Source organism: Streptomyces sp. HSW2009 (assembly GCF_040240285.1).
GTDB lineage: Bacteria > Actinomycetota > Actinomycetes > Streptomycetales > Streptomycetaceae > Streptomyces.
On record NZ_JBEHZD010000023.1, the window covers coordinates 18,659 to 31,621 of the forward strand.

9 protein-coding genes and 1 tRNA gene are annotated in these 12,963 nt (G+C 66.5%); 3 read left to right on the forward strand and 7 right to left on the reverse strand.

Translation table 11 applies throughout. The features are described from left to right. Window positions 1-135 precede the first annotated feature (135 nt). Complete coding sequence (locus AAHZ94_RS03335; RefSeq protein WP_349990360.1) at window positions 136-525, forward strand: hypothetical protein; 390 nt, start codon at window positions 136-138, stop codon at window positions 523-525. Window positions 526-1,210: 685 nt separating this feature from the next. After that, on the forward strand, window positions 1,211-1,909 hold the full coding sequence (locus AAHZ94_RS03340; protein WP_349990362.1) for a hypothetical protein: 699 nt from the start codon (window positions 1,211-1,213) through the stop codon (window positions 1,907-1,909). A 285-nt stretch (window positions 1,910-2,194) separates the two neighbouring features. Here AAHZ94_RS03340 and AAHZ94_RS03345 read toward each other — a convergent pair whose 3' ends face one another. The 6 genes from AAHZ94_RS03345 to AAHZ94_RS03370 all read right to left on the reverse strand — a co-directional run bounded on the left by AAHZ94_RS03345 (window position 2,195) and on the right by AAHZ94_RS03370 (window position 10,304). Then, window positions 2,195-2,593, reverse strand: a complete 399-nt coding sequence (locus AAHZ94_RS03345) for a hypothetical protein (protein WP_349990363.1) — start codon at window positions 2,591-2,593, stop codon at window positions 2,195-2,197. A gap of 8 nt (window positions 2,594-2,601) precedes the next feature. Next, entirely contained in the window at window positions 2,602-7,086 is a 4,485-nt protein-coding gene (locus AAHZ94_RS03350; RefSeq protein WP_349990365.1) for a putative T7SS-secreted protein, read from the reverse strand. 3 nt (window positions 7,087-7,089) lie between these two features. Further along, window positions 7,090-7,578, reverse strand: coding sequence for a hypothetical protein (locus AAHZ94_RS03355; RefSeq protein WP_349990366.1), 489 nt, complete (start codon window positions 7,576-7,578; stop codon window positions 7,090-7,092). Continuing rightward, entirely contained in the window at window positions 7,565-7,870 is a 306-nt protein-coding gene (locus tag AAHZ94_RS03360) for an SseB family protein (protein WP_349990368.1), read from the reverse strand. The genes AAHZ94_RS03355 and AAHZ94_RS03360 overlap by 14 nt, the downstream gene beginning before the upstream one ends. Window positions 7,871-8,419: 549 nt before the next feature. Beyond that, window positions 8,420-8,507 (reverse strand) — tRNA-Leu (locus AAHZ94_RS03365). Between the two features lie 249 nt (window positions 8,508-8,756). Next, a complete protein-coding gene (locus AAHZ94_RS03370) occupies window positions 8,757-10,304 on the reverse strand; it encodes an aldehyde dehydrogenase family protein (RefSeq protein WP_349990370.1) in 1,548 nt (515 codons plus the stop codon). Between the two features lie 292 nt (window positions 10,305-10,596). Here AAHZ94_RS03370 and fdhD point away from each other — a divergent pair, with 292 nt between their 5' ends. Then, a complete protein-coding gene (gene fdhD / locus AAHZ94_RS03375) occupies window positions 10,597-11,688 on the forward strand; it encodes a formate dehydrogenase accessory sulfurtransferase FdhD (protein WP_349990372.1) in 1,092 nt (363 codons plus the stop codon). Window positions 11,689-11,720: 32 nt separating this feature from the next. Here fdhD and AAHZ94_RS03380 read toward each other — a convergent pair whose 3' ends face one another. Continuing rightward, window positions 11,721-12,386, reverse strand: coding sequence for a nitroreductase (locus tag AAHZ94_RS03380; protein WP_349990373.1), 666 nt, complete (start codon window positions 12,384-12,386; stop codon window positions 11,721-11,723). Between the last annotated feature and the right edge of the window lie 577 nt (window positions 12,387-12,963).

Consider the following 12,963-nt stretch of genomic DNA (forward strand, 5'->3'; position numbering starts at 1 on the left):
CGTCTGAACAATCACATCAGAGTGAAACTCGACATCGTGAAACGAATACCTGAAGGAGGATGCGCCGGCGCGCACTCAATCCTTGTCCAGAAGGAGTCTTTAGCCACATTCCCGGAATTCCCTAGCGTTGCAGCCATGAAGGCAACGAAGAAAGCCATCGGAGCTTGCGCGGCGACCGCTGTCCTGCTCGGCACGATGATCGCCACGGCTCCCACCACTTCAGCGGACAGCATGCAGGGGTGCTCCTTCCCCCGAGTCTGCTTCTACCTCAAAGAAGCGGACTACGAGGCTTCCCGGCCGACCGCCTCGTACAAGGACGTCACGAAGAACTACCAGAACCTTGGGCCCCGCGCCCGCGGATCCTTCTGGGTGGTGAACACGCGAAACGACGATCGGGTATCTCTCCGCTATACCGTCAAGGGTTCGATCCAGTTCGTGTGCTTGGATCCGAATCATAAGTTCCTCTTCGGTGGGAGCGGCGTCGTCACCGGCGTACGCATCGAAACGCCGGCAGCCTGCCCGTAGATCCGCCGGCAGGTAATGCAGAAGCCGCTCTCCCCCAGGAAGAATGCAAACGGCCCGCCTCCGAATCTGACGGGGGCGGGCTCCCTCGGACCTGCCGATCCTCTCTCTTCCTCTTTCGACTGAGAAGGCTCCGGGAGCAAAAGTTCGGGAACAGTGGAACCCATTGATCTGGCTGGCACGATGGCGTTCTCGCGGTAGAGTCCTGACCGAGGGACAGGACGTGTGAGCACTCAGCCCAGGTAGGACACCACGTCCTAGTCGGACATCAGGGCTGTTCGCTCGGCAACGAGCAGGGCCCTCGTCGCCGCAAAGTCGCGATTCATTTTCGCGTAGGCGAGAGCAAAATCCAGGTGGTGCCGAGCACGCCCGGTAGACGGAATGCCAGCCACACTCGAAATCCCCTTGGCGTGGCTCAGTGTCCTACCCGGCTTCCCCATATCCACGTACGCATTCACTGCCGTAACCGCTGCATTCGCGGGTCCGAAGGGCGTCGCATAGTCGAGACGATAGTTAGCTGCTCGGGAGGGAGCTTCCACCGCATGGATACGCGACTCCCACTGGCGACACCCTCCCCACACACCTGTGACAGCATGCCGTACGGAAGCCGGCCGTCCCCGCCCACCGGCGGGGCGACGCAGCTTCGTTCGCGGGATGGCCGGTAAGGGGAAAGCGGGAGGGGATCGCAGTGGCGTTCGGCAAGGGTGCGGACGGGAAGGAACCTCCGGTCCCGGCCGTCGACTGGAAGAACGTCGGGGAATTCACGATCGGCGGCGTGGAGCGCCCCGTGGCCCCGCACCGGAAGCGCTCCGTGCGCGGCCCGCGGGCCATCCGCGTCCCGTCCGGTGGGAAGAACTACCGGGTGTACGCGCCGTGCGCGTACTGCGCACCCGCCGCGGCCTCCACCCCACCCGGCGTCACGGGACCGTGCCTGTATGAGGACGAGGCGGGCGAACGGCTGCTCTGCGCCCTGGACAGCGCAGCGGAAACCGACGGCGAGCGCCAGCACCGCGTCATCGACGCACAGGGCGAACTCATCGGCACCATTACCCGCATTCCACCCACCAAGCGGATGTTCAAACACACCTGGCGGATGGAACAGGTCGGCCACCCCGAAATCATCGGCCGCAACCAGTGGGCCAGCGGAGACACCAAAGACATCGTGGAGAACGGCGTCAGCAAGGTCGTCTTCGGCGCACTCAAATCGGCGGTGACCTCTCTGGGCGCGGAGGAGAGCGACCATTCCGAGTCACGCGAGCGAACACTCGAATGGCGATCGGACGGCAAGGTGGTCATGGTCTCGCAGGGCAGCAAGTCAGTGACGGTCCGAGTCGGTTGGATCGACCGCCGACTGGCCTTCGCCTTCGCCCTGCTGGGCGACCGCTAAGACGAATCACCAAGAGCGAGCTCATCGTACGGACGGCGAAGTCATTCACTCCGCGGCGGCACGCGCAAGCATGTCCAACTGGCTCTCGACGGCTTCAAACCGTACCAACGCCACACAGACGGATCACGGACCGTCAAGAGAGGCCGGCACGCTGACGAACGGCGCGCACCGACTGCACATGTCGGAGACCTTTCGCGGTCTGACGAGGACGTCCACTCGGCCGTTGGCCACGGGTTGGTCACGCCACAGCCAGAGAGACAGAAAAACCCCTGCCCGAGAGGGCCTCTAGCCCTCTTTCGACTGAGACGAATCCGAGCGCAGGAGCTCGAAAACAGAGAGCCTCATTGATCTGGCCAGAGCGATGGCGTTCTCACGATAGAATCCCGTCCGAATGTGAAAATCTTCTTCCGACGGCAACCCCACTACTGCGTGGGCAATGCTGGCGTAAATGGCATGGAGTTGTGGATACACGAAGACGCATTCACCTGACGCATTCTGTGGAATTCGGGCCACCAGCACTCTAACACTTTCCAACTCCGCCCTTGAGCTGCCCACATAGAGTTTCACCATACGATCTTCGCCAGGTATGTCAATCGCGAGGGACAAGCATTCGCGAATCAACGACGCTTGTGCGAATGAAAGCTTGACCGAAACACTATCCTCACCAAAGGATCGAATACGCATTCTTGCCCTCATTGCAATGAATACCTTCCAGAATTAAAATCCGCCTCCGAATAATGGAACGCATGGATGCGGTAGGGAGTCTCCACGATCAAAACGCCACGGCCCTGCGCGTCACGGCGAGAATCATCGTACGCGACGCGTGACCCCTGCTTGGTGTCGACGTGTGTGGTTCTGCCTTCGAACGATGACAGGTATCTAGCCAACTCGTGCGGATCTGAGCCGATGCCGGATATTGAATGATCGAGCGCATTGCTGGATCCATCACTTATTCGCTGAAGATCATGATCCACTCCGTCCGCTACACGATGCCCATACGCTGCCTCAATCTCACCATAAGTGTCGTCATCAATGCCCGGGTCGCAGCCCTGAAGGCCCAGCGGATCGATCCAGGCAAGAGGGTTGGGTATGTAGATGTGAGGGTTATCGGCTGGGGCCAGGCCGAGTGGGTCAGGAGTGAGATAGCGCGCAGTTTCGGGGTCGTAATAGCGGAAGTAATTGTAGTTTAGGGCCGTTTCGGGGTCAGCGTACTGCCCGGGGAAGCGCAGCGGGCAGTCCGTCGCATGTGCCGGGGCAAATAGGGGCGTGCCCCAGAGGGCCGTGCGGTGTTGCCAGGCCAGGTCGCCCGTTGGGGTGACGAGCTCCGTTGGTGTGCCAAGGAGATCCGTCACGATGGCATGGAACCTGGCATCCTCTTCCGCCTTCGAGAGGTGCGCAGCACGGAGGATCCCGCTCTCGCCCGGCTCGACCTCCGCTGGCGTGTGACGCATTGTCTGGGTCAGGGGCCGGTGCGTCCTCGGCATGTAGTCCCAGGAGGTGGTCTGGTCCTCCAGCGTCGTCTGCTCAGCTAGACGTGTGCCGTCCCATGTGAAGTCGGTACGCTCCAGCACCGCGCCATCGCTCGCGATCCGCTGCTTGCTCGTCCTGCGGCCCAGCGGGTCGTACGTGTAGCGCCAGACGGCGCCGTCTGGGGTGGTGGCCTCTGTGAGGCGGTCCTCCGAGTTCCATTGGTAGGTCCACATGAGCCGCTGGCCGTTAAGTAAGCGGCGGGTGCGGCGGATCAAGCGGCCTTGGGCGTCATGTTCGTACGTGGTGCGGCCGGCGCGCCGGATCAGGGTGCCGGTGAATTCGCTTGGGACGGCGGAGGGGTGGGCGGGGGTACTGGAGGTTGTGAGGTTGCCCGCGCTGTCGTACGCGTACGTCTCCGTCCAGCCGTGCGCGTTGACGGCGGTGACCCTACCGAGCGGGTCAAGGTCGAACTGGCGGGTGCCAGAGGTGAGCTCGCGGATCTGGATGAGGTGGTCGTCCGCTCGGTAGGCGTACTCGCGGTGTTGGAGCAACGTCCCGGCTGCCTGCGGAGACCGGGCAACGGTCTGGCTGGTTAGACGGGTCAATTCGTCCCACGTCTGAGTGAGCGTCACGGCCTCACCCAACGCCCTGGACATCTCGCGTCCCGCAGCGTCGTACGTGAAGGTTAGGTCATTGCCCGCGGTGGTCAGCTTGGCTGGACGGCCGGCCGCGTCGTACCTCCAGGTGGACGTCAGGCCCGTCGAAGTCGTGCGGCTGGTGCGATTCCCCGCCCTGTCGTAGGTGTAGGTCGTGGTACGGCCATCGCATACTTCCCTCAGTACGCGGCCTGTCGCGTCGTAATCACGGCCGAGCTCGGTGTCCGTGCCAACTGCCTGTATTAGGCGCCCCGCCGCGTCATAAGTGAAGTGGGTTACCCCACCGTCCTCCGTTCGTTGCACTGTTGTCCGGCCCAGCGCGTCGCGTTCCCAGTAGATGGCCTCGCCTGCGCCGTTGGTCCGCGATTTGAGTTGGCCCGCCGCGTCGCGGGAGTACGTGACCTCGCGGCCGTTGAAGTCCATCTCGGAGAGCAGACCGCCTACTGCGTCGTACTCGTACCGCCACTCCAGCCCCTGCGGGTTGGTGACCGTCGTCAGCCGCGATTCCGTGTCGTACGTGAACGCGTACATGGCTCCGTCCGGCTCCGTGCGCGTAGCCGGACGGTCGAAGTGCGTGTAGGTGTGTCGTGTGGTGTTGCCTGCTGGGTCGGTGTGTTCGCGGAGGTTGCCTTCCGGGTCCCAGGTCCAGGACTCCCTACTACCGTCGGGGCGTATTCGCCATGATGGCTTGCCCTCGACCGTCCATCCGTGGCGGGTGACGTGGCCCAGCGGGTCGGTGATGCGTGTGATGCGGCCGTGCGTGCCTCTGCGGATCTTGGTGGCGTTGCCCAGCGGGTCGGTGATCTCAACCGGCAGGCCGGCGGCGTTGGCCGTGATGTGGGTGGTGTGCCCCAGTGCATCGGTGATGGATGACAGGTTGCCGCAATCGTCGTAGACGTAGCGGGTCTCGGCACCTGTTGGGTCGGTTGTGCTGGTGCGGTTGCCTAGCTGGTCGTAGGTGTGGCGCCACACCGCACCGTCCGGTTCTCGGACCTCTACGGGAAGGCCCAGATCGTTGTAGAGGGCGGTTGCCGCTGTGCCGTCGGGGCGCTCGACGCGGGTGAGGCGGTCGTGGTCGTCGTGAACGTATCGGGTGGTGCGGCCGAGTGGGTCAGTGACGGCCAGCGGGAACCGGCCTGGCTGCGGGCTCCAGTCGGTGCGCGTGGTGTTGCCCAGGGGGTCAGTCTGGGCAACGACCTTCGACTTGTCGTTGTAGACGTACTGCGTCTGGTTGCCGAGGGAGTCGGTGTAGGTCGTGGTGCGGGCAGTGTCGTCGTAATGGAATCGGCCCGAGAGCATGTTCTCGGATCCGACGGTGTGTGTGACGCGGCCACGGCTGTCGTAGAAGTAGCCGAACTGCGTGCCGTTACGGTCAGTCCACGACGTCATGCGATGTTCGTCGTCGTAGGTGAAGCGCAGAGGCTTGCCCATGGAGTTCACGACGTCGGTGAGGTCACCGGCCGCGTTGTATCCGTAGGAGATCAGTCTGGTGCCGGACTCGGGATCGCCCACACCCAGGAGGCGGAGCGCGGTGATGCGCAGCATCTCTGGATCTGTGTCGATGGCTATGCGGTACCCACCGGTGTGGCTGATCTCAGTCGGTGTCCCGGCCGGGTCGTAGGAGATGTCGATCCGGTGACCATTGCGGTCGCTGATGGTTTGGAGCGGAAGCTCGGTGGCGGGCGTGTCGGGCAGCGGGGCGAAGTGCAGGTTGCGTCCGTGCTCGGGGATGGTGATGGTCATCGACCCACCGGCCTCCCCGTTCCAGCGCAGGGGCCAGCGGGGACCACGGTCGGGAAGGGTGTCCTCCCCGGAGTGTGGGATGGGGTAGGTGAGGAGCATGCCGTCGTCCGCGACGAACACGACCCCGTCTGCGTCCAGTTCCAGCCGCTGGTCGAGGGTGGCCGCCCAGGTGCGTCCGAACCAGCCGCCGCTGGTGTGGCCGGAGACGTGGGTGCGGTCCAGGACGAGCGGGAGGTTGCCCGGGAGACGAACGTCTGTGGCGGACATCGTCATCTCGCCGGTGACGACGTCGACCGGTTCGCCGTCGCAGGTCTTCTCGGGGCCGCACTGGTCGTGCGTGCCCTTGCCCTCCGCCCGGTCGCGGTTGTTGCCGCGGTTGAGCACGTCCTTACGAGCCCTTAATCGGCTGGCGGCGTTTCGTGATGCCTGTGCAGCGTTACGCAGGGCGCTCCCGCCGCCGGTAGCGAGGGCCAGGAGCACCGCAGGGCTCAACTGGCCTGCTGCCCGCTGCGGGTTCTTCGACCATTCCTCCCAGTTGGCGGCGGCCTTAGCGAACTCGGTCGGGTGCTCGACAGCGTACTTGGCACCGTCGAAGACCGAGGCCAGGTTCATGGCCGCGCCCTTGGGATCGAGCGTGAGGAACGGCTCGGCGAAGTTGGCGATGTCGAGGATTCCGTAGTGTGCTCCCCAGAGGAAGTCCCGAACACCCTGCTTGGCTTTCTGGAGGCCACTCGGCTTGTCCGGCGCTTTCTCTGTCGCCTGGTCAAGTTTCTTCTTCGATGACTCGACCACAAACTGGAGCTCGAAAATCAAACCGTCCAGGCGGCGTTGGCAATTCTCCATCGCTGTGATGCCCGGATTGGTCTCCGCGGGCCGCTCAGGAAGCGCATCGTCTCCGCGTTTCACCGCGTCGTTGTAGTCCTTGATCTTCCGATCATGATTCTTGGCGGTTGACCGGGCCTCGGCCGCGTCCGCGATGATCGGCTTGCAGCGTTCCTGGATGCCACGGAGTTTACTGGCGTACGCGGAGAGGGCGGAGACCGCGTTCGTGAACTGAGTGTGTGCGGAGGCGAGTTCCTTCGGGAGCCGGTCGACGGCGTCTCGGAATGCGGTCGCGCCCTTCCCTGACCATCGGTACAGCTTCAGTGGACCAAGCTTGTCGTGACCGTCCTTGAAAGCAGCGGCGTAGGCACGTAAGTCCACCACGAGGTCATCGATCTTGTCCGGATCGCCCGGAATCAGATCCTTGGGCGTTGCACCTTCCGGAATTCCAGTACGTGCCGGGGCCCATGCATCGGGGTCAGCCATGGCTCAGGACTCGTCCTCGAAGTCGGTGTACTTCCGCGCTAACTTCTCCAACCCCGACTTCTCATAAGGCTCCATGTCCGGCACGCCTATATTCTCCGCCACCCACTTGGACGACGGGCCGCCAGGAAGCCTCGCGATATTCTCGTCAGACGGCCAGAAGTTCTTGACCCCGAGGAGATCCGCCAGCGCGTACGCCGCGACCGTCTCATACAGCCGCGTCACAACTTCGTCCGCATGCCCGGACAACTGCCCCATACCGAAACTCCAGGCAGAGAGAAAGCTCTTGCCTGACTCCAGGATTTCCGGGGCACCACAGTGCTGGATATAGGACGTCAGCTCTTCCTGGTTCCTCGCGATCGCTTTCGCCGCCACAACCGACTCCTCCAGAGGCGCAATCAGGCCCTTGACGTCGGCAATCTCGATCGCATACCCATCCGACCCGTCAATCGCGCCCGGCTCAGGAGCACCAGACGGCCGGTCATGCCCCGCCACTGTCCAAACCCTCCAACACCTTGCTCAACACATCGGCATCCAGCAGAAACGGATGCTCGCCGTACGGGTCCACCACGGCTCGTACACCCTCCGGCAGCAAGTCCACCAAGTCCCGAGCAGTGGTCGACGCCCAGCCACAGACTCCCGCGAACCCCGCCAGACCCTCAATCGACGTGAAGACCGGCACCAACCGCCCAAGCTCGGTCTCCGAGACGAGGAAACCCGGCGCCTCTGGCCGCTCGAAGTAGAGCCGCGCAGCACGAAGCGTCTTCGCCTTCTCCACATCCGACATGGACGCGACGACATCGCGGCGTACCCACTCCGCCAACGTCAACCGATCCCCCATCACCGCCCCCTCCCCAGAACAGACGCGCCATCCTCACACATAGTTGCGAAACGTCGCAACCAGTAAGGGGCGGTTGGCCGCACAGGGGAGTCCCCAGGGGACGGCCACCCACACCGGGCCGCCGTCCCAGCGGTCCGCTGCGACACGATTCCTCGTCACTGGCGACACACTCAGATTCGGCGCTGAAGGGCTGACGTTCAGGCGGAACGCCGGGCTTGCGCAATCCGATCCGCCCAGTGGCATGAGGGAGCGCAGCTCACCTATCGGGCCCCGCCACCCGCATGAGCCGAGACGAGATCGCGCGGGTCGCGCGCTCCATCGGCGATCTCACCATCGCCGCCAAGAATGCAAGGCCACCGACAAGATCGAGATCTACCGCCGCCTCGGCCTCCACCTCACCTACGAAGCCAACCGTGCGATCGTGCGCGCCGAGATCAGACTCGACGAGCGCAACACGAAATCCCCACGGTCAGAGAACAACCATGGGGATTTGAGTGGTGTCCGAGGGGGGACTTGAACCCCCACGCCCGATAAAGGGCACTAGCACCTCAAGCTAGCGCGTCTGCCATTCCGCCACCCGGACTGGGTGTGTACCGCGGTTCCCCGCGGCGACATGGATAACGATACCAAGGATTCGCAGTGCGTTTCACCTGCGTATCCGCGTCCCGCGCGGCGCTGGAAGCGGGCACGGGTGGAGGACCGTGAGTGACACCATGAACTACGGAGCGTGATGGGTGAGGGTGTGGGTGGAACGGGGCGGGGCGGGGGTCTTGCCGGGCCACCTCACGGGGGGTGGCCAGGCCAGCAGGCTCGCAGACCCGCGCGCCCCGGGTCAGTCCGGCATCAGGTGGTAGTCGGGGAAGTTGCCGGGGAGGCGTTCCCCCGTGGGGCCCTCCGTGACGGCGCGTACCAGGAGGTCGCCGCCGACGAAGGCGCCGCGCCAGGAGGCTCCGAAGCCGCCGAAGAGTTCGTCTCGGTCGCCGCGGGACCTGGGCTTTCCGTGGCCCACCTTGAAGGCGCGGACCTGGGGAGCCAGGCGGTCGAAGGTCTGTCGGTCGTCGCAGGACAGGGTGGCGACCAGGGCGCCGTTGCTGGCGTTCATCGCTGCCAGCAGTTCCGCCTCCGTGTCCACCAGGACGATCGTGTCGACCGGGCCGAACGGTTCGGCGTGGTGCAGCGGCGACGCGGGTGGCGGGTTGAGCAGGGTGACCGGGGGCAGGTACGCCGAGGTGTCCTGGCCGGGCAGGAAGCGGGCCTCGGCCAGGTCGCCGCGGTGCAGCGGGACCGCTCCGCGTTCGATGGCCTCGGCGACCTGGTCGCCCAACTCCTTGGCCTTGGCCGCGTTGATCAGCGGGCCGAAGTCCAGTTCCGGCAGCGGGTCGTCGGGGGACTCGACCGCCAGGGGGTGGCCGAGGCGCAAGGCTCGTACGGCCGGCAGGTAGGCCGCCAGGAACGCGTCGAAGGACGAGCGCTGGACGACGAACCTGGGGTACGCGGTGCAGCGTTGCTTGCCGTAGTCGAAGGTCTTGCGGATCTGGGTGGCGAGGGCCGGCCAGTCGGTGTAGTTCCAGATGCCCCAGGTGTTGAGGCCCTCCTGTTCCAGGATGTGCCGTTTGCCCAGGTCAGCCACGGCGGTGGCGACCCGCGCGCCGGTGTCCCGGCCGCCGACGAAGGAGACGCAGCCGATCTCGGGCGCCCGTACCAGGGCCTCGGAGAGTTCGCCGCCGCTCCCGCTGACCAGGGTGAGGGGCAACCCTTCGCGGGCGGCCAGTGCGGTCGCCAGGGTGAGACAGGCGACGCCGCCGTCGGTGGGGGTCTTGGCGATCACCGCGTTGCCGGCCAGCGCCTGCACCAGCATCGCGTGCACCAGGACGCTCATGGGGTAGTTCCAGCTCGCGATGTTGCTGACCGGGCCGGGCAGCGGGGTGCGGTCGACCAGCATCCGGTCGATCTGCTCGACGTACCACCTGACTCCGTCGATCGCCCGGTCCACATCGGCCTGGGTGAGCCGCCACGGCTTGCCGATCTCCCAGACCAGGAGCAGGGCGAGCAGTTCGCGGTGTTCGCTGAGGGCGTCCAGGGCCGCGGTGACCTTGGCCCGGCGTTCGGGCAGCGGGACGTGTCGCCAGGCGCGGTGCTGGTCAAGCGCGGCCCGTACGGCGCTGGTGGCCGCGGCACCGTCCAGGCGCGGCGGGCCGGCGATCGGGGTGCCGTCGACGGGGGTGGTGGCGGCGAGGACCCGGCCGTCGGCCTGCCATGCGCCGTTCCAGTAGTTGCGTACGCGATCGTCGGTGAAGGCCTCGGGGGCGACGCTCAGGCAGCGCTGCCAGGCGGCGGCCCAGGCCGTGTGGGGCTTGAGGATGAGGGTGGGTGCTGCCATCGGTGATGTCCGCTCTCGTTGCGCTGCGGGGCGGGAGGTGGCGTTGCACGGACGCTAGCGGCGGGTGGCGGTCGAGCGGTACGGGTTACGGGGGGCTATGGCTCACATCACGCCTCGCGCGCGCCCACGCGGACATGACGGGGTGGCGGGGGCCGGCCGACGTTTGCGGTGGCCGCCCGCCGGGTACGGCGATTCGCTCATGACCTGCCGCGATGCGGGACAATGCGGGGGCAGGGGCAGCGCCGACGGGAGGTGACCGGCGGCACGGCGACGACCAGGACGGATCGACAGCATGGGACGGGTCACCGAGCGACGGCGCGTGGTGCGCATCCGCAACGGCCAGGTCAGTACGCGCCCCGACACACTCGTTGCGGAGGAGCCGCTGGAGATCCGGCTGAACGGCAAACCGTTGGCGATCACCATGCGCACACCGGGCGACGACTTCGCGCTGGCCGCGGGGTTCCTGGTGAGCGAGGGTGTGTTGGGCCGGGACGACGAGTTGGCCAACATCGTCTACTGCGCCGGCGCGGTGACCGCCGCGACGCCCGAGGAGGCAGCCGACCTGGCAGCCCTGTCCCCGGGCGCGGAGCTGGCTGGCGGCCCGTACGCGAACGAGACCGCCGTGGAGGGTGTGGTCGAGGCGTCGGGCGGGACCGTCGGCGGGTTCGCCGGGGTGTCGGGGGCCGGGGCGGGTGGCTCCGCTCCGGCGGGGCTCCGGCCGGCCGCCCGGCGTGCGCTGCCCCTGGCCGGGACAGGCGCCGGGACAGGCGCCGGCGCGGGTGGCGCCCGCGGGGTCAGCAACACGTACAACGTGGTGGACGTGCGGCTGGCGGCGGGGGTCGAGGTCCCGGACATCACGTTGGAGCGCCACGTGTACACCACCTCGTCGTGCGGTCTGTGCGGGAAGGCCAGCCTGGACGCGGTGCGGACGACGGCCCGCTGGCCGGTGGGTGACCCGGCGGCGCCGGTCGCCGTCTCCCCCGCCGTGCTCTCCGCGCTGCCCGCCCCGCTGCGCGCCGCCCAGCGGGTGTTCGACCGCACCGGTGGGTTGCACGCCGCCGCCCTGTTCACGGCTGCGGGCGAACTCGTCGACGTACGGGAGGACGTGGGCCGGCACAACGCCGTGGACAAGCTGATCGGCCGGGCGCTCCAGCAGGGCAGGCTGCCACTCTCCAGCAGCGTGCTGCTGGTGTCGGGTCGGGCCTCCTTCGAGCTGGCGCAGAAGGCGGTGATGGCGGGCATCCCGGTGCTCGCCGCGGTCTCCGCCCCGTCCTCGCTCGCGGTGGACCTGGCCGAGGAGACCGGGCTCACCCTCGTCGGCTTTCTGCGCGGCGCTGACATGAACGTCTACGCCGGTGCGGAACGGCTGGTCTGGGCCGACTAGGACCTGTCCTGTCGATCCTGGCCGGCCCACGGTCACGCTCCGACGAAGCTCACCGTTTCCGTCATGTCCGCCCGCCCGGTGCGCAGTTGCGGCACGCCCTCCTTCTCGAACCCCACTGAGACGCCGCAGAACAGCACGAGGCCGTCGCCGGCTCCGACTGCCCGGCTGACAGTCTCCCGGTACACGGTCCACATCACCTGGGGGCAGCTATGCAGCCCCTCGGCCCGCAACAACAGCATGACCGTTTGCAGGTACATCCCGGCGTCAGCCCACTGCCCCGGCCCCATCGTCCGGTCGAGGTAGCAGAACAGAACGGCTGGCGCCCCGAACGCCTCCGAGTTCAAGGTGGCGATCTTCCTAGGCCGGTCCGGGTCGTCGCGCTCGATGCCCAGCGATGCGTACCGCTGGGCGGCGGCAGCAGCAAAACGGTCCAGATACGGTGAGGCCAGCCCGTCCGGGTACATCGGGTACTCACGCTCGTCGCCGGGGTCCCCCGCCAATGCCCTGGCTGTCGCGGTCCGCTTGAGTTCCGCCAAGGGTTCACCGGTCACGACGTACAGATGCCACGGCTGGAGGTTCCCGCTGGACGGAGCCCGCGTCGCTGCGGTCAGCACTCGTTCGAGTACTTCCTTGGGCACCGGCTCATCGCTGAACGCCCGTACGGCCCGGCGACTGTCCACGGCCTCATACACATCCACGTCTTGGCGTCCTCTCGTTCAACCGGGCCCCTCCACCGTATTCAGCCGTCAGTACCGAGCATCGCCGGGGGTGGGAAGATGCCCTGACGATCAGTCCAGTCGTTGAGAGGACCGCGGGAGATGCTCCTGCGGCGGGTTCGACCCCGGCTGCCTCCCCCGGCTGCCTCCCTGACTGTCCCGCCGGCGGCCTCTCCCGCTGTCGTCCCGGCCCGCTCCCCGCTTCGCCCGTTCTTGTAAGCGTGCGGCCGGTGGTGGCGCAACACGCTTCGAAACAAGGGGTGTTCGGGATGTTCGTACGATCCGACAGGGACGATCCATCGGGTTTTCCCCACCCACCCCGGGTGAGGGGCCCGACGGGGGTGGCCCCGGCTGGCCCCCGGGACGGTCGGGTGCCGGCCTGATCGTTTTGGGGGGGGGCGGCGGGCAGAGTGGGGCGGGCGGCGTCTCGGCCGTCGGTCGCGTTGATGTTCTCGTTCGGAGGGTTTCCCTATGTCCCTGCCTTTGGGCTGGTCGCGCGCCCCGCGGGGTGGGGGGGTATAGACAACGACGCGCCCCCCAGACGGCCTCCTAGCGGGGG

Bases quoted from the DNA above. Each gene is read 5' to 3' on its own strand.
- AAHZ94_RS03335 (WP_349990360.1), top strand. From the start codon at position 136: ATGAAGGCAACGAAGAAAGCCATCGGAGCTTGCGCGGCGACCGCTGTC.
- AAHZ94_RS03345 (WP_349990363.1), bottom strand. From the start codon at position 2,593: ATGCGTATTCGATCCTTTGGTGAGGATAGTGTTTCGGTCAAGCTTTCA.
- AAHZ94_RS03350 (WP_349990365.1), bottom strand. From the start codon at position 7,086: ATGGCTGACCCCGATGCATGGGCCCCGGCACGTACTGGAATTCCGGAA.
- AAHZ94_RS03360 (WP_349990368.1), bottom strand. From the start codon at position 7,870: ATGTCGGATGTGGAGAAGGCGAAGACGCTTCGTGCTGCGCGGCTCTAC.
- AAHZ94_RS03370 (WP_349990370.1), bottom strand. From the start codon at position 10,304: ATGGCAGCACCCACCCTCATCCTCAAGCCCCACACGGCCTGGGCCGCC.
- fdhD (WP_349990372.1), top strand. From the start codon at position 10,597: ATGGGACGGGTCACCGAGCGACGGCGCGTGGTGCGCATCCGCAACGGC.